Origin of the sequence: Vibrio sp. St2 (assembly GCF_947311885.1) — a bacterium.
Taxonomy (GTDB): domain Bacteria; phylum Pseudomonadota; class Gammaproteobacteria; order Enterobacterales; family Vibrionaceae; genus Vibrio; species Vibrio coralliilyticus.
Map to the genome: position 1 here is coordinate 13491 of NZ_CAMZNA010000009.1, position 23207 is coordinate 36697.

The window sequence follows — 23207 nt, forward strand, 5'->3', positions numbered from 1 at the left end:
ACGTGAGTATGGAACATGTAGTGATTGTCGGTAATGGCATGGTCGGCCACCACTTTGTCGCACAGCTCGTCGAGCGTGGGGCGGATTTGGAAAAGAAGATCACCGTGATTGGTGAAGAGAGGTTTATTGCCTACGACCGAGTTCAATTGTCGTCTTTGTTTTCGGGAAAATCTCATCAGGATCTAATGCTGAGTAGTGAGGAATGGTATCAGAGGCACGGGATTGAGTTGGTTCTGGGTAGTCAGGTCACTTCTATCGATAAGCAGGCTAAACGTATTGTACTGGATGGCGAAGATATTCTTGGCTACGACCAGTTGGTGCTTGCGACAGGTTCGTATCCTTTTGTTCCGCCGATTGAAGGCAAAGACAGGGAAGACATCTTTGTTTATCGTACTTTGGAAGATCTTTCTCGGATCAAACAAGCGTGCCAAGGGGCGAAAACAGGTGCGGTTATTGGCGGTGGATTGCTAGGTCTTGAAGCTGCAAATGCGTTGAAACTGCTTGGGGTTAAGACCCACGTTGTGGAATTTGCGCCACGCTTGATGCCCGTCCAGCTCGATGACGGAGCGGGCACTGTGCTAAAAGAAAAAATCGAAGCCATGGGGCTGAGCGTTCACAACTCAATGATCACAGAAAAGATCTGCGATGGCGAAACCGCTCGACATCGTTTGGTGTTCAAAGACGCTGAACCATTGGAAGTGGATGTCATAGTGTTTTCCGCAGGTATACGACCACAAGACGCACTTGGTCGGGAAGCCGGGCTCACATTGGGGGAGCGAGGTGGCATTGTGATTGATGATGAATGTCAGACAAGCGACGCAAGCATCTACGCCATTGGCGAGTGCGCATTGTGGCAACAAAAGATATTTGGGCTGGTAGCCCCCGGATACGCCATGGCGCGGGTAGTGGCAGACAAGCTCACAGCACGAGAAACGACAGGATTTACGGGCGCTGACATGAGCACCAAGCTCAAACTGCTTGGTGTCGATGTGGCGTCGATCGGTGATGCTCATAAAGCGACGGAAGGCGCACAGGAGATGACCCTGCAAGACACGGTGTCCGGTGTTTACAAAAAGCTAGTTGTCGATGAAACGGGTAAATTTTTGCTCGGGGCGATCTTGGTGGGTGACAACTCAGACTACGATGCACTACTGCAATGTTATCTGAATCAAACTGAACTTCCCGATCACGCTGCCAACCTCCTGTTTGATACCAGTATGCTGCAAGGAGAAATGAACGATACAGCGATCATATGTTCCTGCCACAACGTTTCCAAAGGCGATTTAGTGTCGGCCATTCAGGCTGGCGCATATGATTTAGATACTCTGAAAACTCAAACCAAGGCTGGGACAGGCTGTGGTGGCTGTAGCAATATGGTTAAGACAGTACTGGATGCTGAGCTAATGGCGATGGGTGTTGAAGTCAATAACCATGTCTGCGAACACTTTGAAATGTCTCGACAAGAGATGTTTCATATTTGTCAGGTCGAGCAAATCAAAGACTTTGACACTCTATTGAGCAAGCATGGCAAAGGGTTAGGGTGTGATCTGTGCAAACCAACCGCAGCATCAGTCTTTGCTTCTCTTTGGAACGAACACATCATGGAGCCTCAACACAGTGCGCTCCAAGACTCGAATGATGCATTCATGGCAAACCTACAGAAAGACGGCTCATATTCGGTCGTTCCTAGGGTTGCCGGTGGCGAGATTACACCGGAGAAACTCATTGTGCTCGGTGAAGTTGCGCAGAAGTTTGATTTGTATACCAAGATCACCGGCGGTCAACGAGTCGACCTTTTTGGTGCACAAGTGGAGCAGCTACCGGAGATCTGGCAAACACTGATCGATGCAGGCTTTGAAACGGGTCACGCCTATGGGAAATCACTTCGCACAGTAAAATCTTGCGTGGGTTCCACATGGTGTCGCTATGGAGTTGATGACTCTGTAGGGTTAGCGATTGAATTGGAGAATCGCTACAAAGGCTTGCGTGCGCCTCATAAGATCAAGTTCGCGGTTTCAGGCTGTACGCGAGAATGTGCAGAGGCGCAAAGCAAAGACATTGGCGTTATCGCTACAGAAAAAGGTTGGAACCTTTATGTGTGTGGTAATGGGGGGATGCGCCCAAGACATGCTGATATATTGGCTTCAGACCTGACTAAAGAGCAGTTAGTACAACTCATTGATCGGGTGCTGATGTTTTATGTCAGTACTGCTGACCGATTACAACGAACCTCAGTGTGGATGGAAAACCTTGAAGGCGGCCTTGAGTATCTGAAACAAGTGGTGATCGAGGATTCATTGGGCTTGTGTGACTCACTCGAAAGCCAAATGCAGCACATTGTCGAAACCTACCAATGTGAGTGGAAGAGTACACTGGAAAATCCGGATAAGCTCAGCAAGTTCCGTCCGTTCATCAATGATGATTCTACGAGCCAAGCGCTCCCTTACCAGCGAATCAGAGGACAGCGAATTCCAGTTAAGGAGGAGCTATGATTACCGAACAGAAACTAAAAATATGCCGATTGGATGACTTAGTACCCTACGAAGGTAGGGCTGCATTAATTGATGGCGAACAAGTGGCGCTTTTCCGAATTCCTGATAAAGGTGTTTTTGCGATACAAAACTGGGACCCGATAGGTAAGGCTTACGTCATGAATCGAGGCATAGTCGGTGATGTTAAAGGAGAGCTGTGTGTCGCTTCTCCCCTTTATAAGCAGCATTTCAGCCTAACAACAGGTGAATGTATTGAACAACCAGACGTAAAGATTAAATGTTGGCCGGTGGAAGTTGACGAAGGAGCTGTGGTTTTATTTTAGCTAAGCAGAGCAGGGGCTCGGCCTCTGCTCCATTTCATATTGGCGCATCGGCATTAAGTCAATGGTCTGCTTGATGTTTTCCCAATCCGTTTCTTTGCCCCAACGCAACTTTTCTGAACCGTCTTTGCCAATCAATACTGCAGTATGTGTACCCGGCTCAACATCATAGACTCTAAACATGCTTAGCAAGTTAAACTCGTTCTTAACCCAAGATGGAATGGTAAACCCATCTTGAGTGACGACTAAAGTAATAACGTCGCGGTCGGATAGTTCGCATTCATTGATTAGGGTCTCAAGCAAAAACTGCTTCACATGTTCGTCGTTGGTTGGCGCAAAGTAAATTACGCTTCTGTGGGCCCATTTCGGTGAGTAGGCGGGGTAACTCCACGCAAGTCCAATACTCTGAATAAGCAATAGAGTGATAATCAAACAGCGCATAGTTGGCCTCCGTGAAACAAGAATTGAGCTTCTAAACCTCAATCACTTTCTACGTTAAGTGTAGGTGGTAAGCTCACCATTTACCTGAGTAATATATAAGTACCTGATATGGAAAACCTAGAAACTGACCGTTTGAAACTGCGCTTACCAACCGAGGGGGATGCAGTCTTTATTCAGTCACTCTACAACACGGAAGGCTTCCTTCGCTTTGTGGGTGACAAACACATTAGAAGCCGCGGCGATGCTGTCGAATATATTCGTAGCAATATGCTTGCGATGAGAGAGGCGAAAAGTGTTTGCTTGCTTGTCGTTGAAAGTAAATCAGACAGTAAACAGCTCGGTGTTTGTGGTTTGATTAAGCGCGACGAGCTGGATGCCTATGACATTGGTTATGGTTTTATGCCAGATTCATTTGGTCAGGGCTATGGCTTAGAAGCTGGACAAGCGGTTGTAGAGTACGCAAGACAACGCAGCGATATTGAAGAATTAGTAGCGATAACATCTTCGGACAATGAAGCCAGCAAAAGTCTGCTAAATCGACTCGGCTTTACCTATGTCAAAGTCCAAGGCCAAATAAGCGATAAAATTGACTTACTTTTATATCAATTGTCGTTCGCAGATTAATGAAGTTTACCCATTCGGATGTATTACAAGGCAAGTTACTGACAGAGTTTAAGACGGTCAGTGCGATGATTGCGATTTATTGTCGCGATCACCATGGATTGCCAGACGGTTGTTTGTGTCACTCGTGCCTAGAGCTGAAAGAGTACGCTGAGGCGAGGCTTGATCGCTGCCCGTATGGTCAAGACAAGCCCACCTGCAATAAGTGTCCGATTCATTGCTATAAGCCTGAACCTAAAGAACAAATGCGCCAAGTTATGCGCTATGCCGGGCCGCGCATGTTGTTACCTCATCCTATTCTTGCGATTCGGCATTTGGTTCACGAGCGCAGAGCAGTGCCCGAAAAGCCGGCTAGAGGGGCGTCTAACCGGCATAAGAGGAAAATAGGTGAGTGATTTATTCACCAGCGACAGCTTGGTGTTTTGTCTTGATGCTAGCAACAAGCATATATAGGCAAGTTGCCAGCAGTATCGCGAACAGGTAGCCCATCAATCCATGGTCACCAGACATGTACCAGTCCGCAATGATTGGTCCGAAAACGGATCCTACACTATAGCTGAACAGCATGACTTGTGTTGCTGAAACAATATACTGTGAGTCCAATTTATCGCAGCCTAGGTTGATTGCGATGGGGTACAACGCAAAAGCAGCAACACCTAGCAAGAATATTCCTACCGCTAAAACTCGGATGTTATCGTCCAGCATAATCATGCTAATAGCCGCAGCGCCAAGTAAGCAGAAGAACGCCATCAACAAGGTTCGACCAAAGTATTTCGACATCCATGGCACAACCGGCTGGACTGTCATACCACCAAGAATGACAAGAGCCATCAATCCACCTAAATCGTCATGATCAATACCTTGCTGCGAGAGTTCCAATGGCATTAAGCCGTAAATAGCACCAAGGATCAGGCCAGAAACAATGCAACCAATAATCGCGGCATGGCTTAATCTAGTAATCTGCTTGAACGATAGATTGGCAGTATGTGCAGATTCTGGCTGATCAGTTTCTCCAAATAGCAATACCACGATAGCGAGAAGCAGTAGAGTCAGGATAGCGATAAAAGGCACGCCACCGCTGACACCCAATATACCAATGCCCAGTTGGCCAATCGCACTGCCACCGTAAAGTGCCGCCATATAGAGACCAAGACGTTTTGCTCTGGCTGCTTCATCACCATGTAGCAACCATGACTCGACAATAACGAATACGCCTGCGACAGAGATGCCAGCCAAAAAGCGTGCACACATCCATGCCGCTGAGTTGGTAAATACTGGCAACGCGAAAATTGTCGCGATGAAAAGACTTAAACAAAGAGCAAATGCGTTCTTGTGACCTAATCGAGTGACTAACGGTTCAATCGCAATTGCACCAACTAAAAGACCTGCATAGAAAACACTGGCTAACCAACTGGCCAACGAGCTGTCCAGCCCGTAATCCGGTAGCATAAGTGGGATCAAGCTCATTAAGTAGCCTGATGCTACCGCATAAAGAGCCAGCGCGATAACAGGTACTGAGATGCGAGCTTTTGGTGCAGGAGCAAGAATGTTTTCCAACGTCGTAGCCTCTTGAGTTAGTTAATAAAATGGAACGTCTTTTGGCGCGACTATGGAGCGATTTTGATATTGGGTAAAACGAATAATTTTAGTCGTGTCGATAAAAATCATTTTTCGACACGAGTTTTCGCTATAGATAAAAGAAAAGGCCGCTAGCGATGAATGCTAGCGGCCTTTTAGAGCGGAAATTTTTGTTTCTGCTACTTAGTTAAAGCTTCATTAAGCCACTGATCAAATTGGCCTTTAGGTAGAGCTCCGTTGATAACATCAACTCTTTTGCCATCTTTGAATACCATGACAGTAGGAATGCTTCTAATTTGGTACTTAGCTGCAAGGTTTTGCTGGCTTTCCGTGTCTATTTTTACAAATCGAACATTATTTGCTCGCTCTTTCGCGACATCAGAAAATACAGGTGCGAAACCGACACATGGGTTACACCATGGCGCCCAAAAGTCGACGACGACGGGTTGTCTGCTGTTCAAAATAGCATCAAAGTTGAGTTCGGTTCCTTCAACTGGCGCACCGTCCAGTAAATCCGATTGGCATTTACCGCATTTCGGGCTTTCAGATACTCGTTCATTAGGAACACGATTTACGCCAGAGCAAGAAGGGCAACGCGTGTTGAATGTAGACATGACTTTTCTCTTGTTTGTGTTTTTCTACGCAAGTGTGACGTCTATTTTACCAATTAGGTGACACCACAGATAATCGCTAGTTATACTCTGAAAATAGTATTTACCCAAGAGTTCTATCAGTCTTACTGAACAGATCGAATGGGCCGCTAACTCAAATAAGAATAAAAGGCTTCGAATGACAACATTCTACGCAGAAATAACAGGTTGGGGTAAATGCGTGCCGCCAACCACGCTCTCCAACGATGATTTAAGTACATTCCTTGACACTTCAGATGAATGGATTCGCACGCGTACAGGCATTGAGAATCGCCGTATCAGCCATGTTAATACGTCTGATATGTCGACGGTGGCTGCCAAACATGCGCTAGCATGCGCTGGTCTTGAAGCGAGTGATATTGATTTACTTATCGTCGCAACCTGTTCTCCAGACTCTCTTATTCCGAACATCGCGTCAAAGGTATCTCAGAACCTTGGCATGATTGGTACCACGGCGTTTGATCTAAATGCTGCGTGTACAGGTTTTCTCTATAGCCTAGAGACAGCGACACGTATGATTCAGGCGGGTAACTATAACAACGCTTTGGTCATAGGTGCAGAGCGTCTATCTTTCTTTATCGACTGGACCATGCGTGATACTGCGGTATTGTTCGGCGATGGCGCCGGTGCTGTCGTGCTGAGCAAAACAGATAAGCCTGTTGGATTACAGCAAGCTCAGTTAGGTTGTGATTCAAAAGGGCGTGATATTCTCTCTGTACCCAAATTTGGTACTTCGATGGATCGCTTTGCAGCAGATAACGGCTATTGGGAATTCAACTTCGTAGGAAAAGAAATCTTTAAGCGTGCCGTTAAAGGCATGGGTTCAGCGGCTCAAAACGTGCTTGCGCGTAGCCAGCTCTCTACCAAAGATGTCGACGTAGTGATCCCGCATCAGGCAAACATTCGCATCATTCAAACATTGTGTGATTTGTCAGGTATTAGTCAGGAAAAAGCGTTTGTGAACATCCACAAATATGGCAACACGTCAGCGGCTACTGTACCACTGGCGTTGTGTGAAGCCATGGAGGAAGGATTCGTTAAACCTGGCGATAACTTGCTGCTGGCCGCATTTGGCGCTGGACTGACGTGGGGAGCTGGTCATATAAAATGGGGTGACCGTGTAACGCCTTTGGGTAGTAGTGACGCAGCGCTACCCGAATGTGATAAATCTGCACTTGAATTGCTTGATGAAGCGATTAAGTTCTGTAAAGAGCATGCGCCAAGCTAGTTAAAATCAATACCATTCTGGATAGTAGACGGTTCAGAATGGTATTATCCTGCCCTAGACGATAAGAATAATGCAGGGCTTAAATGAAGTTTCTTCACACCTCTGACTGGCACCTCGGACGCCAATTCCACAATGTTTCTCTTCTGGATGATCAAAAAGCCGTTTTGGCTCAATTGATAGAATATCTGCAATCTAATACCGTTGACGCTCTTGTAATTGCTGGAGATATCTACGACCGTTCGGTCCCACCAACGGCTGCGATTGAGCTGATGAATGAATTCGTCCGTCAGGTATGCAACGAACTGAAGCTACCCATTATTCTGATACCCGGTAATCATGATGGTGCTCAGCGATTAGGCTTTGGCTCCTCACAGATGAAAGGGGCAGGTTTGCACATTATCTCAAACTTTGAAGAGATGCTGGAACCTGTTGTCTTGAATACGGACGTTGGAGAAGTGGCTTTTTATGGCATGCCCTACAACGACCCTGAATTAGTTCGCCATCATTTTGGCCAGTCTGTATCAACGCACGATGACGCTCATCGACTGCTGAGTGAAGAGATTAAATCCCAGTTCAAACCCGATCAAAAGAATGTCTTGATAAGCCACTGCTTTGTTGATGGTGCGATTGAGTCCGAGTCCGAACGTCCTTTATCGATTGGCGGCTCAGACCGAGTCAGCCATGAGCATTTTGTCGATTTTGACTATGTGGCTTTGGGCCATCTGCACCAGCCGCAAAAAAAGGGTGAAGATTACATCCGTTACTCGGGCTCACTAATGAAATACAGCTTCTCCGAACAACACCAGAAGAAAGGAATGACGTTGGTTGAGTTAAATGAACAAGGTTTTGTTTCTGCAACTCACATTGATCTCATTGCTCCTCACCAAATGCGGATCATCGAAGGGGAGTTAGACGAAGTTATCGCCGCTGGTAAAACAGATCCGAATAATCACGATTACTTGTTGGTTCGTTTGCTGGATAAACACGCCATTCTTAACCCCATGGAAAAGCTTCGCGCGGTTTACCCAAATGTTCTGCATATCGAAAAGCCAGGTATGTTAGTGGGCATTGAACAGGAAATGGCTCAGGCTAAGCTTGCTCGTAGTGAAGTGGATATGTTCAAAGATTTTTTCCTTGAAGCACAAAATAGTGAGCTAAATGAAGATCAAAACCACGCAATAACCGACATCATTAAACAACTGGTAAAGCAATAAGGGCAAGCGATGAAACCATTATCACTGACAATGCAGGCATTTGGTCCTTTTGCTAACACTGAAAACATCGACTTTACACTGCTTGGTTCCAATCCGCTGTTTTTGATTAACGGCCCAACAGGTTCAGGTAAGACTTCTATTCTAGATGCCATTTGTTTTGCTTTGTACGGCCAAACAACAGGTAATGAAAGAGAAGGGACGCAGATGCGCTGTGATATGGCAGCAGTTTCGTTACCGACCGAAGTGGTGTTCGAGTTCGCACTTAAGGATAAGCGCTACAGAGTCACGAGATCACCCGATCAACTCGCGCCTAAAGCCCGAGGTGAAGGCACAACAACACGGAAGCACACTGCCTCTTTGTATGAGATTACGAATGAAGAGCAGCTGATAACCAGCAAGACAGCGCAGGTTAAAGTTGAGGTCGCAGAACTGATTGGTCTGAATGAAACTCAGTTTCGTCAGGTGATGGTGTTACCACAGGGCAAGTTTCGTGAACTCTTGCTTGCAAGCTCCAAAGAGAGGGAAGAGATCTTCGGTCAATTGTTCCAGACTGATATTTACAAGAAAATCGAGTTTGCGCTGAAAGACCAAGCGAGCGCGATCAGCAAATCAAAGGATGAGTTTGATAACCAGATTCGGGGTGCCCTGCAAGTGGCAGAAGCAAGCACTGAACAAGAGTTAACGGAGCAACTTGATGTTGTCGCCAAGCTGCTTGAAGAGGTGAGCTTGAGTGAAAAGGTAGCCCTTGAAAAGTTGAATAAAAACAAAGAAGCACAACAGAAAGCTAATCAATTACAAGGTGAATTTGAAAAGCTGCAAAGCGCAGAGAAAGCGCTGTCAGAGCATAGTGAGAAAAGCGATAGCAACGCTCAAATTCAACAAAAATTGGCCATCGCTCAGCAAGCTTCCAAGCTAGACGTGCCTTATACCAACTGGACTTCATTCTCAAAACAGGTCCATGAACTGAATGAAAAAGACAGTTCTCTTGAGAAAGCGTTGCAACTTTCGAGTGCTGCGATAGAAGAGCACAAACAGCAGTTGAATACGTTTGCGCTGCAAGCCCAATCAATTCCGACATTGACAGATAAGCTTTACCAACTAGAAGGCATCAAAGTTAAGTTAAACGAAAAGTTGGAGTTGGATAAAAGCCTGAAAGATTCTGTCGCCAAGAAACAAGAGTTCAATGCGACCTTAATCAAATATCAGGCGCATAAAGAAAAGCTATTACAAGAAGCATCTAAAGCTCAACAAGAACTTGAGAATGCGAAGCTAGCCATTGCAGGTAAAGCAACGGTAGAGTCTGAACTTGCACGCTTACAGCGTCTTACTGCCGACCTCAATAAACTGCAGTTGTTGTCTAAGGAATTGGCTACTTTAGAGCAAGGTCTTCAGCCCATTCAAGCTCGTGTACAACAGTTGACGGTCGATTGGCAAGAGCATAGCAAGCAAGCGGATGAATATGAAATGCGCTGGCATAATGCTCAGGCAGCGGTTCTTGCTAGTAAGCTTCAACAAGGTATGCCTTGTCCGGTGTGCGGCAGTGATGAGCACCCGAACCCTGCTTCGTTTGATGGTCAAGAAGTGACTAAAGAGCAAGTGGAGTTTTATCGTAACCAAGAGCGTCAGTCCCTGAACTCTTTAAACGAACAAACTCGCATTGAGGAACAACAGAATGCCCTTATCTCTCGTCAAAAAACTCAAATTGAAGCGTTTCAGGAAGAGTTGGGGGAGCATAGAGAACTCTCTTTAGATCTCGTACAGAACCAGCACTCTGAATGTCAGGCTAAGTTAGCTGGATTGGTTTCAATTAACCTTGAGCAGATGGAGTCGGAGGTTGCAACGCTCAATCAACGCTGTGAAAAAGGTGACAATGAAATTAATCGCCTGAGAGAGGAGATGTCTGCTCATGATGCAACATTTCAGGCGCTTCAACAGCGGTTAGACATGCTCGTTCAGTCCATTGCTGAACAGCATCAATCTGTGGAATCTGTCGACAATGAATATAAGCAAACCAAAGCATCAATCGATACTTTGCAAAAGCAATTAGAGCACGCCAATGAGCAACAACAGATACTTGCTAAGCATCATGCAGAGCTTGAAGGGCAAAGACAGAGCAACACACAGCTTTTAGCGGAAGCAAAACGCAGCTTAGATAAAGCAGAAACGAAATGGCATGTCTCAATTGAAGAAGCACAGTTTGCGGATGAGCAGGCTTACCTCAACAGTAAGGCGACGGATGAACAAATAGAGCGTTGGAAAGCAGTGGTCGAAGCCCACGCGAAAACAGAAGTTAAACTGAAACAGACGTTGGAGGATTTGAGATATACGCTCAAAGACCAGCAAGTGCCAGATTTGATTGAGCTAGGAAAACTTGTTGAATTGAGCAGCCAAGAGTACGTTGAAGCGAGAAATGCACTAGATACTACTCGTTCGAAGTTTGAACGATTTGAGAAAGTTCGTCGTGATATTGTCTTACTGCACGAAAAGAATGCGGAATTGGAAGCTGAGTACAGGGTATATGGAACCCTGTATGACGTCGCTAGTGGTAAGACTGGAAGTCGGGTTAGCTTGCATCGATTTGTTCTTGGCGTATTGCTGGATGATGTTCTAATTCAAGCATCTCAGAGACTCAGCCTGATGAGTAAGGGGCGCTATATTCTTGCGCGTAAAACCGAAGGCTTCAAAGGTGCGGCAGGGCGAGGCTTGGATCTGATGGTAGAAGATAGTTACACAGGAAAAAATAGGGACGTTGCAACCTTATCAGGGGGGGAATCTTTCATGGCAGCGCTGTCTTTGGCTCTTGGTTTATCCGATGTTGTTCAATCGTACAGCGGCGGTATCAGGTTGGATACGCTGTTTATCGATGAAGGTTTTGGCAGCTTAGATCCAGAGTCGTTAGATCTCGCCATCCAGACGCTAATTGACCTGCAGCAAAGTGGTAGAACCATCGGTTTAATTTCCCATGTTAGTGAGCTTAAAGAACAGATGTCATTGCGTATCGATGTGAAGTCCAGCCGAGTGGGAAGCGAATTGAAAGTAAATGTCGCATAAAGTAGTTAATAGGGCCGATATTCTGGTCGGAAGTGGCTAAATGTGCTAGTTATTAGTTAAAAGCTATAAAAGTCGAGCGGCCTTTAAAACAGCTCTTTTAGTTGGCATCAGGATCATTCATGACAGCAGTTCTGGAATCAGTTCGCAAAGTATACCAGTATGCAGAACCAAACCTCACGCTCGTAGGTTGGATGGGGTTGCTTGGCTTTCCAACTTACTACTACGTCTGGTCCTACTTATTCCCTCAGCCATACGAAAGCCTGACGCTCAGGCTCTTCTGTTCATTCCTATTCGCAATAATTGCTTTTCGGCATGCGCTCCCTAAACACATACAGCGTTATATGCCGCAATATTATCTCATCTCGATAGCGATCTGCTTGCCGTACTTCTTTAGCTATATGATGTTTATGAACGAATGGTCGACGATATGGGCGATGTCGTTTATGGCTTCAGTTTTTCTCCATGTTCTGCTTGTTCATCAAACACGAATTATGCTTCTGCAAGCCGCGATTTCGTTGTTGTTTGCTTTTATTACCGTCTACGGATTTAACTTTAGTTTGGCCATGGAGAAGATTGTGTGGCCATATTTGCCGATTTTTCTCTTCACATATGTGTTTGGGAACCTGTTTTACTTCCGTAATCAGGTTGAACATGAGAGTAAAGTATCTATAGCTAAGTCCTTTGGCGCAGGAATCGCTCATGAAATGCGTAACCCGCTAAGTGCACTGAAAGCATCGTTTGACGTGCTAAGTTCCTTGTTACCTGATGAAAAGTCCAAAACTGCTGAATTTTACTCAATGTCTCATCAGGAATTAACCATTGCGAGAGAAGTACTCAGTGATGCGGATGAAGTGATTCAGAATGGTAATGAGACCATTGATCTTCTGTTAACTTCTATTGATGAAAACCGTGTATCAACGTCAACATTCAGAAAGCATTCTTTGAAACGTGTGACGGAAGATTCTCTATCCAGCTTCGCTTACAAAAGCACAAAGGACAAACAGGCTGTTCAGTTCAAATGTGAACAGGATGCAGAAGTTTTTGGTAGTGATACGCTCATCAAGTATGCCTTGTATAACCTTCTCAAAAATGCCTTTTATTATCAGAATGGCGATCACTTCCAAATCACTGTTGAAATAAAGTGCTCCGACAAAAACAGTACCATCGTATTTCGGGATAATGGAGTTGGTATCGCCCCTGAAGTGCTTGAAAACATTTTTAAAGATTTCTATACCTTCGGTAAGTCAGGCAGTTATGGCCTCGGTTTACCATTTTGTCGAAAAGTGATGCAAGCTTTAGGTGGCAGAATCAGCTGTCGGTCTGAGTTGAATGAATGGACTGAATTCACGCTGACGTTCCCTCATTATCATTCTGCGAGAGTCGATTATATAAAACTGGATCTAATGAAATCTAAATCAGCCCTCTATGTTGGGGAAACAAGTGTTATTGCACGGCTCCTCAATGAACAGTCTTTCTACAAAGGCTTTACCCTTAACACCGTTGACCTTGAGCTGGCAAACAATAGGGAAGAATACGAATTTGAATACGACTTGATATTCATCGATTTAGATGCAGTGATAACCTCACCTGATCAACTAGCAGCATTAGAGAATAAGCTTCACTTTACTGAAGCGAGAATCGTGTTTCTCTACGATGAGAACAACCGCTATCACAACGATATAGAAAGGCACCTCACCATTTATCCTGTTGAGAAGCATCGAATGTCGCTAGAGCCAGGGCGTGTTTTGGACGAATTGTTCTTTGAGTCTCCTGAGCCTGACCGAAACTTACTCCCAAGAAAAGAAATCCGCGTGGGCAAAACGATTGTCATTGCAGACGACAATCATTCACTCCGTACTTACACGTCGATACTTTTAGAACAGCAGGGGTTTGAGGTGATTCAAGCTCAGAACGGGCAAGAAGTGTTAGATAAACTGCAGAACAACCTTGTCGATTTAGTGCTAATGGATATTGAGATGCCACAACTGAATGGCCTTGATGCAGCGAATGCTATTCGTTCATCAGATAGTGAGTACGCCAATATCCCGATTTTAGGCCATACTGGTGACTCTACATCTGTAGCTATCGATAAGATTCATCAGTCAGGGATGAATGATTATATTATTAAGCCTGCCGGTACAGAAGTACTGCTGGATAAAATATCGAACTGGATTTAAAAAGGCCCATGATGTTTGGGCCTTTGAAATTTATTTAAATAAAATACATATCTGGAAGTTCGTAAGCCGTCTGACAAGCGCGAATGATTTTATTTACTTCTTCTTTAGTGGTAGAGCTATTAAGTGAAAAACGTATTATGTTTTTATTAGGTGTCGTTGCAGGTCGACAAAATACCGCACCAAATATTCCTTGTGATTCAAAAAAGTCTCTCACTTTTTCGGTGTTACGTTCATCTCCCGTTTCAACCGCTATTATTTGCGATTGACTTCGAATAGTTAGCCCGATATTTGCTAGGTTAGTTTTTAAATACTCGCTTAACTCCTGTAAGTAAGCTCTTTCTTTATCTTGTTCTTTTATTATATCCAGTGTCTTATCGAGCCTATCCAACTCATGTGGTAACATTGTAGAGCTAAATATCGCGGGGTAAGCCACAAATGGTACACAATCATTAGCGCGATTGTTGCACCAAATAGCACCAGCTCGATAGGCAAACGTTTTTGCTAAACTGGCGGTCATAAAGTCGACTTGATGACTTAGTTTTAAGCTTTGTAACAAACCAGCACCATGTTTACCGTGTGTACCTAGGGAGTGTGATTCATCGACTAATATCGCACAGCCATATTCCTTCGCGATTAACACGAGCTCGACTAAGGGGGCAATGGTGCCTATGGTACTGTAAACCGAATCGACAAGAACGATTCCAGGGCCATGTCTGTTTATCAATTTATTCAAATGCTTGACGTTATTATGCATAAAGGGATGGATGTTAGCTCCGGCGATACGCGCACCTTCCCATAAAGACATATGAGCAAAAAAGTCGATGTAGACATTTGTTTCACTGTCACAAATGGTTTGTAGCAAGGCAGTATTGGCCGCCCAACCAGATTGAGAAAGTAAACAAGATTGAAACCCGACATACTTGGCGAGTTTTTCTTCTACTTCAGGCTTGGAGCTTTCATCCTGCAAAAATATACCTGACATAAATGGGCTATTTTTACGTGCCATAATAGAACTAATATGGTGATCAATGATATCGGGGTTATTGGATAAATCGAGGTAATCATTACTTTGCAAAACGAGGTCGCCACTTTGCGGCCTTTTTCCAAGAACTAAATGCTTACCGTTCTTATTGGTATTAATTAAGTCATCCAGATAGAAATTTATTTTATTATTAATAAAATCTGGCAAAGGAGGGTAATGGTTAAGCGTATTCATGATAAATATATCCTTTTTGTTAAAACCATGTGCCAGCTGACAAAATGATATATGAACCAAAATGGATATAAGTTCGAGTGCTAATATTTATTATTTTGTGGTCTGTTACAAATAAAAATATCAACTATAATAGTATATGAATTCTTTCCCTACGCTGACCCGAGCCTAACTAAAGCTAATTATTATATTTCCCCATTATTTATTCGGTACGTAGTGTTATTTATAAGAGTTCCCTTTCTTGCAAGAGATAAAGATTTCTGGCCAGTACATTTTGATATAGCCAACGAATACCCAAGCTACCAGTCCGGTAGCAACACTCAGCTCAAAAAATCCAAATTTGTGAAGCCAGTGCCAATGTGGATGATATTGCTCGAAAAAACTCGTAAGGCGGTGCATCGCGATCGCACTAATGACGGAAGGGAAGGTGACGGCCGCAATCGAAGGTTGGAATTTAAGCCGCATTAGACGGAAATAACAGAGGTAGATCGTTAACGTCATGGTGATAGCAATTCCAGCCAAAGCGCCGGTAAGAATAGGGTCTGGCTTTTGGAAATTAACCAGATAGGTCGCCAACGATAGGTTGATCGGTGCCGCCATGATGGCCAGAGTCGGTCTTGCCCTACGAGGAAGTCGGCCCTCAAACATCAGCCTGTAGAGCACGAGTGGCAGCATAAAGAAATAAATAGTAATACAGATGCTAACTAAGGTTTCAGAGAATACCGTATGACCGAACTTCGTCCCTGCTAGCGAGCTACTGATTAATCCCACCGGATACAAGAACCAACTAGGGACAATATTCGACACTTTGAAACGTGTGATCTGAAAGAAGAAAAACAGCACCATCATAGTGATGTGGAGCAAAAGCGCTGCAAACCATAATGGGTAGGCGATCAAGGGCGAGATCACGGCGAGGTAATCACACAAAATCAACAATGCCATGCTCATGGGAGCCATTAAGCTGCCGCTCAGTGGGTGTCGAATATCGTTGATGAACGTGGAGTAACTGCTGAAGTATTTTATTAGCACTGGTAGCAGCAGAATAGCACCGCCTGCCGCAAGATAAGGGCGGATAAAAACGCCAATGTCAGGAATATATAACGCCCATGCGTGCCCAAGTCCTATCATGCCTAGCGCTAATGCTGCTTGTGATGGTGGTACACTCTGAAATTGTGTAAAGCGTCTCCAGTTCAACGGCTTAATCCTGACTAGCTTGAAACAAATGATTGGGGACTAAATGAGTAAGCAAATCCGTGCTACCGATCATTTAGGGCAAGGGATCATATCAAGCTCATCGGTTGCTGTGCAATTGTCATTTTGACTCGCAAGGAAGGTCTTCTTGTCTCAACTTCTCATTTTTTAATGTTCGATGTAACAGTTGGCTATAGATTGGTTGTCCCCCAAGTAATTGAGCGAAAATAACCGCGCCGAGACAGGTAATGATCAGTGGCAATATCAGGTAGTAATTGTTGGTCATTTCGATCACCAATAATATGCCCGTAATTGGAGCGCGAACGGTAGCCGCGAACAATGCCCCCATTCCTGCAATGGCGAACATGCCCGGAGAAATCATCAGTTCAGGCATCAACCCATGGGCGATTAATCCAAACGCATATCCAAACAGTGTACCTAAAGCCAACATCGGTGCGAAGATGCCACCAGGTGCTCCAGAGCCAAAACAAATTAGTGTGGTGAGAATTCTTGCAACAAACAAAAGCAGCAACACTGTGGCTCCGTAGCCACCGTTAGTGATGGTAGGGATTAAGCCAATGCCGCCGCCGGTTATTTCCGGTAGATAAAGCAACATCAAACCAAAAAAACCGCCAATACAGCTTCCGGTGATCAGGTAGCGTCTGCGATCATTCTTATGTAGTTTGACAAATAAGTCCTGAGACAGAGTAACTAGGCGATTAAATATGACTCCAAACACGCCAAACATCGCACCTAACAGTAAGAAAAGCCATAAGGCGGCAAGCTCTGGCGGGTGATATTGTGGCATAGTGATAACGGCGTCTTGACCATTAATGTAACGAAAGACAATGTTGGCGGAGATGGCTGAAATGATAACCGCACGAATAGAAATGAGTGAGTATCGAAATTGGGGGCGCATTTCTTCAACTACAAACATGATGCCGGCTAACGGAGCGTTAAACGCTGCGGCTAAACCTCCTGCCGCACCCGATGCAAGCAGTGAGTGTTTGGTATCATCATTTTTTACCTGAAAGAGATCCGTCACCATGCGGCCAATGGCTCCCCCCATTTGAACCGTTGGCCCTTCACGTCCAAGAACCATACCAGAGCCTAGTGCACCCATACCACCGAAGAACTTTACAGGTAGAACACGCCACCAACGAACAGGGCGTATGCCATCCATCGCGCCTTCTATTTCTGGAATGCCAGATCCCGCAGCTTCAGGAGCAAAACGGTGAACGAGGTAATAGCCAACAAATGCCAATGCGGCACTGATTAAAAATGCAGCGAGCCACAGCGGTAATGCGCTACCAATCGCTTGTTTGAGCCAGTCAGTCCGAGTCTCAGAGACAAAATGAACCGCAATTTCGAAGAAGGTTCCAACGATGCCCGCAAGAATACCGACAAGTAAAGAAAGGATGAGAACAGAGACGGACGTTTTATCTTTAGAGAGAAACTGGTTAATAGCATCCTTTGGCATACTGGCTAAAAGGGACTGCTTAATTTTCTCTCTTTTGGTCATAAAAAGATCAACCTCGTTTTATCTATTTTCTTATTAGAAATGGTGATGTCTCTAGCAAGAATTATACGCTGGTATAGGCTTAACTATAGCGTCAAGATTGAAATATTGATTTTCAAATATGGAGATTCAGAGATATCGACAAATAGCCTGAGAATTGGCAAGAGATCACGTTTATTCGCTTGCACTTTGGGAGTTTTGAACCATATTTAAATGGTAAGGCAATCTGAACCGACCCGCATGGAGGATTTTCTGCCTTACCTACAATTTGGATGGATTCAACAAGTCATTTCGAGATCCTCGTATTAAGATCAGGACGCATCAACAGACGGTTCTGATTCGCAGACTCACGATTGAGTAACGAGGGATAGGGCGCACTGTATGGTGCGCCTTTTGTCTTTTATAGGGTGCTAGTCAATTGAAGCAATTTGCTTAAGTACCTTTTCCAATTGATCCCATGGTAGAAGTTGGCTATCGATGACTTCCATACGGCTTTCAAAGCCTTCTAATGACATCTCATTAACAGAGACAACACCGTGGCTTACATTGAACGCATAGCAGCCTCTGTCGGTGTTCATCACACCTTTGACGCGTTCGGCAGTTAAGTCAGATAACATAGAAAATAGGTCATCAAAATTGAACGTGACTTCTGCACCAAATAACCAACCGCAACTAAAGTAACCTTGGCCTTTGTTTTCTTTGCGAACCATTATTTGATCTGGCGCTAGAGCAAATTGAGGTTCTGCCTCAGCATGTTCATGATGGTGTTGTGCAATGTCCGTTGAAACCGATGGATCCCTCCTCTGGTTGTCCAGAAGTTCGATAGGGAAACGCCCTTGCTTGACGAGTTGACTGTAAATCTTGGGTGGATTTTGGTCAGAAACCCAGTCGTTAAACGCATCGACGTCACTGACATGACATTCGTCTACTTTATTACCAATCACAATATCTGCGATGTTGAGTTGGTCGTTAAAGTTCTGATTCTCCAGATACTTAGGGCTAGATAAGTTACGTGGGTCGACTAAGCCTATGGTGGCTCTCAGGTCGATGTAATCTCGAAACTGAGCAGAGGTTAAGGTTGCGAGAATCTTGTGGGCGTGACCCAAGCCGGTAGGTTCAACAATCAGGCGATCAGGTTGCGTGCGAAGCAAAGCAGTCAGAGCAACGGAAGTTGGGACTCCAGCAGCACAACACATGCAGCCACCGGGCACTTCTTTGATCATCGCACCTTGCTCGGTCAGCATTGCGCCATCAATACCAATTTCGCCAAATTCGTTGACCAGAACTGCCCAATTTTCGTCAGCAGGTTTTTCTTTCAGTAGGTTTAGGATTGTCGTGGTTTTTCCGGTACCCAGAAAACCAGTAATGATATTGGTTGGGATTTTCATTGTGCAAAACTCGTCGATAACAATGCTTTGACTATATCAAAGGTTAGCGTGGAAGCTAGAATAAAAAACGGCGGTAGATACCGCCGTTGTTGTGATTAGCGTTTATTCTTTAAGTAGCGTTTACGACGCTCTTCTTTTTTCTTGGCCTTCTCTTCAGCTTTGCGTGTCGCTTCGATCTCTACTTCGACCAACTCTTTGGTGATCATTTCTGGCAACTCAAGTGTTATTTGACCTAAGGTACCATTACGTAGTTCGTGAAGTAAGATTTCCGAACATTTATGCAGATCGACTCGTCCGCCAGAACGTAGCGCGCCTCTTCGACGACCAATCTCTTCCATTAGTTCTATGTCGCTTTCTGGCATTTCTTCGATCTGATAGCGCTCTTTCAAACGCTCAGGGTACGCTTTTGCAAGGTACTCAACTGTATAGAAAGCCACTTCTTCGTATTCCATGGCAGTGTCTTTAACGGCACCGGTTGCAGCGAGGCGGAATCCGCTGTGTGGGTTTTCTACTTTAGGCCATAAAATGCCGGGAGTATCCGACAAAACAATACCATTTTGTAGGTTGATACGTTGTTGACGACGCGTAACGGCTGGCTGGTTACCAGTAACTGCGATAGTACGGCCTGCAAGAGTATTGATAATGGTTGATTTGCCCACATTGGGAATACCCATGATCATTGTACGAATGTTCTTACCAATCTCTTCACGATGCGGCGCAAGTTTACGGCACAGCTCTAGGATCTTGTTAACTTCCTGAGTGTTGGAAGTCGTAATCGCCATCGCTTTTACATTGTGTTCTTGCTCGAAGTGTTCAATCCATAGTTGAGTTAACTCTGGATCGGCAAGGTCACGTTTATTCAGTACCTTAACGACTGGCTTCTCACCACGGATTTCAGAGATCATTGGGTTTTCACTACTGAATGGAATGCGAGCATCCAATACTTCAATAATGACATCTACTTGAGGGATCGCTTCTTCAATCTCTTTACGGGCTTTGTGCATGTGGCCCGGAAACCATTGAATTGTATTGTTAACCATTTGAAAATATTGCCTTCTAATTTAATGGTTTAATCTGCCGTGCAACTTTAAACATAACAAAGCGTTCGCTTATCACAAGTTTTTGAAGCCCAATAAGGCAGGGCAGATTGACTTGGGCGCAATATTAACACCGACTTTAGTAATCTCATAACGAAGGGCAGGAGAAAAGCGACTAATCACATCAATCGTTTACGTTGTAGCCAGTTAGTGATGTCCGGTAAGAGTCGAACTTCTATCTTTGCGTGAGCTCTATTGGTTTGGCTGACGTTATCGCTGCGTGTATCGGCTTCAAAAGCTCAAAGGGGTGATCATTTGACGCTAAGCAAAAAAATAGCCAACGCGTTGTAAAGACGCGATGGCTATTTCATAGAAATCCATCAACTCATTTAGATGATGGGATGAACACTACGAGAATTAGTTGGCTGGTCGCCAAACACCCCATTTGTCCTTACTGTATGTCGTTTCAGGATCATCACCGCCTTGTGTCCACCACTGTGCTTTCCACTCCTTACCGGCATATGACACAACTTCACCGCCGACGTAAGTCGTTGATGAGCTCCAAGCATTCCCTGTATCTGGGTCCGGTTCTGGAGTTGGTGGAGGAGTGACACCGCCATCATCAACAACCACCTCAAACGTAAAGGTCTCAGTTCGATCGCTGTTGGTCGCGCTCGCTGAGAAGATTAACGTTTCATTCTGAGTAATAGACTGGGTGTCGATAATGATCGAAGAAGAACCGTTATTCTGAATCTGTACAGGTGTGCCCTGAGTTTGAGTCAACGTTGCATTTTCTTCTGTTACGATGACGACTTTATCACCCGCGTTTACGACATTATCACTTAGGGATAGCTCATAGAGTTGTCCTGCTAACGGATCAACATTGCCATTGTCGTCCCGGGAAACGGTCATTAGCCCTGAAGCACGGCTGTCCTTAGAGTTAAAGAAATTGCGTGACGGATCATTCTGGAAATACATGTAGTGCTGCATTTCTTCGTGCCAATCACCGATAAAGACAGCACCATCTTTGAATTCTGCGTGCCAACCATTAATCTCAGAAGCAAGGAGACGATCCCAGTCACCAACGTTGTTTGAATCTACTCTGATATCAAAGCTACGTGCAACCGCGCCATCCTTGTTGATGATGTCATATTTTACTACATCGCCAATTTCAGGTGCTTCCAATCCACTAGGGATAAAGGACGCTCCACGATGTAAATCTGGTTCTGGTGCTGGCTCAGGAGGTGGAGTGTTACCATTCTTAATCGTAATATCAGAACAGTTGTAGAAGCCTTCACCCGCGGCATCATCTCGTTGCCAACGCACAAAGAGAATGGCGTCTCCAGATCTATCAGATGGGATAGTTACGTTGATTCGGTATTTTCCGTTCTCTACAGGTACATTGCCCGTTTCTTGAATCAAATCTAGATCGCCCCAAGCTAGGCCTTTAGACAGGTCAGCATTTGGTTTGGTTAAGTAAAATTCCCAGAAAGAAGGATTGTGCGGTGCCGTGGCATTAAACACATATTCGAATGTACCCGTGTTCATTTCTGTACGAGTCCAGGCCGTATGCGGGGCTCCCATCCCACGTTTCTGAGGATCGTTTGCGTAGCATAATGTGCCATCTGGAATAGCGGCTCTTACTGCACTCTGGTTGTTAAAGTCGGTAATGTTCTTTGCGTATTCGTTTCGCTGTACGAACGGGTAAGATCCCGAAATGTCTTTGGCATTTGAACAAGCGGCGTTGGGTGGACTGCCAGACCAGATACCGCCTTGTTCGTAACAAATGTTTTGTCGAGCATTTGGATATTCAGACCAACCATGTGCGTAGACATCGGCTGGTAGGGCAGATAGCAAAGCGCTACCTACCGCCAGTTTTAAAATGTGTTTATTCGCTGTCATTTTCTTACTCTATTCCGTTTTATAATTAATATACCCAATCAATAGTTTTGGTTTATTGACTGGAGTTTTTCTATTATTTTTATTTCTATTAGAAACGGTTGAAAGATAAGCCAAGATTATTTTTATGAAAGTTTTAATATTCGTTATATGAATTAAGATCGCAATTGTCGAACTTCTTACAAATCTGTCTTAATTTTTGCTATTTAACCTAAACTTCTGATAATTAACAGTTATTTATTGACTTGTTTTAGATTTCAAACAACGTAATGCAAAAGTTTTTTAATATGTGAATCCGATTCAATAAATAAAGTTACTGTATATATCATGTCTTTATAACTGAGATGATGACGTTAGCATGACATTTAGTTTCATTTTTTATGGCTATTGGTTTTTGATTTATTATGCTTACTGGTAATTGTATAATTGATTAAGATTCGTTTTGTGAATGGATATATGTTAAGTAATTACTTTGCTTGATGGCTTTTAAGTGTACTAACGTAGCTTACAAATTGGCTCATTTATTTGTAGGCAATAGAGGTTCACTGTGGGTAAAGAATCAATGATGTTTGAATAAATGAGCAAAGAAGATACCTTTATTGTTTAGTCTCGGCTCACTGATTTGCTTGAGGATAGTATGAAGTTTTATTTACCAGAAGAGTATCAGGATTTGTGTTATACACAATTTCAAACTTATAAGAGAAGAATAAGTTTGTTGCTCCCTGATGCGGTTGTCGAGCATGTTGGCTCTTCGGCAATCCCTGGTGCCATATCAAAAGGTGATCTGGACATCTATGTCGGAGTTGAGCCACGAGAATTGGAAGGGGCGGTTCAACAGTTGTACAAGTTAGAGTTTTCGGTAAAGCAAAATACCTTGCGGACCCCTGAATTATGTATGCTCGAATCAAAGACAGAAGATGTCGCATTTCAAGTCGTTGCAAATGGTTCGCAATATGAGTGTTTTCTTAAATTTAGGGAGCAACTACGTTCAAGCCCTGACTTAGTTAATCGTTACAATAAACTTAAACAGTCTTGCGAAGGTTATTCACCTGAAGACTACCGCAGGATTAAGTCTGAATTCATCGAACAAGTCTTAAGTAAGTAACCAATTTGAGAACATAATGTAAATGGGACGGTGTACTTAAGATGTTGATTCAGCATACAACATTTTTAATTTGTTGTATTTTG

At 44.3% G+C, this 23207-nt stretch carries 18 protein-coding genes; 9 read left to right on the forward strand and 9 right to left on the reverse strand.

The features are described 5' to 3' along the window. Nucleotides 1-8 precede the first annotated feature (8 nt). On the forward strand, nucleotides 9-2492 hold the full coding sequence (nirB, locus tag QMA41_RS20360) for a nitrite reductase large subunit NirB (RefSeq protein ID WP_281630471.1): 2484 nt from the start codon (nucleotides 9-11) through the stop codon (nucleotides 2490-2492). Further along, complete coding sequence (nirD, locus tag QMA41_RS20365; RefSeq protein WP_281630472.1) at nucleotides 2489-2815, forward strand: nitrite reductase small subunit NirD; 327 nt, start codon at nucleotides 2489-2491, stop codon at nucleotides 2813-2815. Before nirB ends, nirD begins: the two co-directional genes overlap by 4 nt. On the opposite strand, the gene QMA41_RS20370 is transcribed toward nirD, so the two are convergent. Beyond that, nucleotides 2816-3253, reverse strand: a complete 438-nt coding sequence (locus QMA41_RS20370; protein WP_021455888.1) for a DUF4174 domain-containing protein — start codon at nucleotides 3251-3253, stop codon at nucleotides 2816-2818. A gap of 108 nt (nucleotides 3254-3361) precedes the next feature. On the opposite strand from QMA41_RS20370, the gene QMA41_RS20375 reads away from it, so the two are divergent. Together QMA41_RS20375 and QMA41_RS20380 are read left to right on the forward strand one after the other, a co-directional pair. Beyond that, nucleotides 3362-3877 carry a GNAT family N-acetyltransferase gene (locus QMA41_RS20375; RefSeq protein WP_281630473.1) on the forward strand — a complete coding sequence of 172 codons (516 nt, stop codon included), beginning with the start codon at nucleotides 3362-3364 and terminating at the stop codon, nucleotides 3875-3877. Next, the gene (locus tag QMA41_RS20380; RefSeq protein WP_281630474.1) at nucleotides 3877-4269 is read left to right on the forward strand and encodes a nitrous oxide-stimulated promoter family protein; all 393 of its coding nucleotides are present in this window, start codon (nucleotides 3877-3879) and stop codon (nucleotides 4267-4269) included. The genes QMA41_RS20375 and QMA41_RS20380 overlap by 1 nt, the downstream gene beginning before the upstream one ends. A 1-nt stretch (nucleotide 4270) precedes the next feature. Here the strand turns inward: QMA41_RS20380 and QMA41_RS20385 are convergent, their stop codons facing one another. Both QMA41_RS20385 and trxC read right to left on the reverse strand, forming a co-directional pair. Beyond that, nucleotides 4271-5431: an MFS transporter gene (locus QMA41_RS20385; protein ID WP_281630475.1), complete on the reverse strand. Its 1161-nt coding sequence runs from the start codon at nucleotides 5429-5431 to the stop codon at nucleotides 4271-4273. Between the two features lie 200 nt (nucleotides 5432-5631). Then, the gene (gene trxC, locus QMA41_RS20390; RefSeq protein ID WP_281630476.1) at nucleotides 5632-6066 is read right to left on the reverse strand and encodes a thioredoxin TrxC; all 435 of its coding nucleotides are present in this window, start codon (nucleotides 6064-6066) and stop codon (nucleotides 5632-5634) included. A 175-nt stretch (nucleotides 6067-6241) separates the two neighbouring features. On the opposite strand from trxC, the gene QMA41_RS20395 reads away from it, so the two are divergent. From QMA41_RS20395 to QMA41_RS20410, 4 genes are all read left to right on the forward strand, one after another. Further along, nucleotides 6242-7330 (forward strand): ketoacyl-ACP synthase III, encoded by a 1089-nt coding sequence (locus tag QMA41_RS20395; RefSeq protein WP_281630477.1) that lies wholly within the window; start codon nucleotides 6242-6244, stop codon nucleotides 7328-7330. Between the two features lie 83 nt (nucleotides 7331-7413). Then, on the forward strand, nucleotides 7414-8544 hold the full coding sequence (locus QMA41_RS20400; protein ID WP_281630478.1) for an exonuclease SbcCD subunit D: 1131 nt from the start codon (nucleotides 7414-7416) through the stop codon (nucleotides 8542-8544). Nucleotides 8545-8553: 9 nt separating this feature from the next. Then, nucleotides 8554-11595, forward strand: a complete 3042-nt coding sequence (locus tag QMA41_RS20405; RefSeq protein WP_281630479.1) for an SMC family ATPase — start codon at nucleotides 8554-8556, stop codon at nucleotides 11593-11595. A 119-nt stretch (nucleotides 11596-11714) separates the two neighbouring features. Beyond that, nucleotides 11715-13772: a hybrid sensor histidine kinase/response regulator gene (locus QMA41_RS20410; protein WP_281630480.1), complete on the forward strand. Its 2058-nt coding sequence runs from the start codon at nucleotides 11715-11717 to the stop codon at nucleotides 13770-13772. A 34-nt stretch (nucleotides 13773-13806) separates the two neighbouring features. Here QMA41_RS20410 and cqsA read toward each other — a convergent pair whose 3' ends face one another. From cqsA to QMA41_RS20440, 6 genes are all read right to left on the reverse strand, one after another. Continuing rightward, the gene (gene cqsA, locus QMA41_RS20415; protein ID WP_281630481.1) at nucleotides 13807-14988 is read right to left on the reverse strand and encodes an alpha-hydroxyketone-type quorum-sensing autoinducer synthase; all 1182 of its coding nucleotides are present in this window, start codon (nucleotides 14986-14988) and stop codon (nucleotides 13807-13809) included. A 216-nt stretch (nucleotides 14989-15204) separates the two neighbouring features. Continuing rightward, on the reverse strand, nucleotides 15205-16179 hold the full coding sequence (locus QMA41_RS20420; protein ID WP_006960883.1) for a TDT family transporter: 975 nt from the start codon (nucleotides 16177-16179) through the stop codon (nucleotides 15205-15207). Between the two features lie 118 nt (nucleotides 16180-16297). Continuing rightward, a complete protein-coding gene (gene clcA, locus QMA41_RS20425; protein ID WP_281630482.1) occupies nucleotides 16298-17698 on the reverse strand; it encodes a H(+)/Cl(-) exchange transporter ClcA in 1401 nt (466 codons plus the stop codon). 407 nt (nucleotides 17699-18105) lie between these two features. Beyond that, nucleotides 18106-19083, reverse strand: coding sequence for a GTP-binding protein (locus QMA41_RS20430; RefSeq protein ID WP_043010427.1), 978 nt, complete (start codon nucleotides 19081-19083; stop codon nucleotides 18106-18108). Nucleotides 19084-19178: 95 nt separating this feature from the next. After that, the gene (gene ylqF / locus QMA41_RS20435; protein ID WP_281630483.1) at nucleotides 19179-20123 is read right to left on the reverse strand and encodes a ribosome biogenesis GTPase YlqF; all 945 of its coding nucleotides are present in this window, start codon (nucleotides 20121-20123) and stop codon (nucleotides 19179-19181) included. Between the two features lie 414 nt (nucleotides 20124-20537). Continuing rightward, on the reverse strand, nucleotides 20538-22022 hold the full coding sequence (locus tag QMA41_RS20440) for a lytic polysaccharide monooxygenase (protein ID WP_281630484.1): 1485 nt from the start codon (nucleotides 22020-22022) through the stop codon (nucleotides 20538-20540). Between the two features lie 634 nt (nucleotides 22023-22656). Here QMA41_RS20440 and QMA41_RS20445 point away from each other — a divergent pair. Beyond that, nucleotides 22657-23124, forward strand: a complete 468-nt coding sequence (locus QMA41_RS20445) for a GrpB family protein (RefSeq protein ID WP_021455905.1) — start codon at nucleotides 22657-22659, stop codon at nucleotides 23122-23124. Nucleotides 23125-23207: the final 83 nt, after the last annotated feature.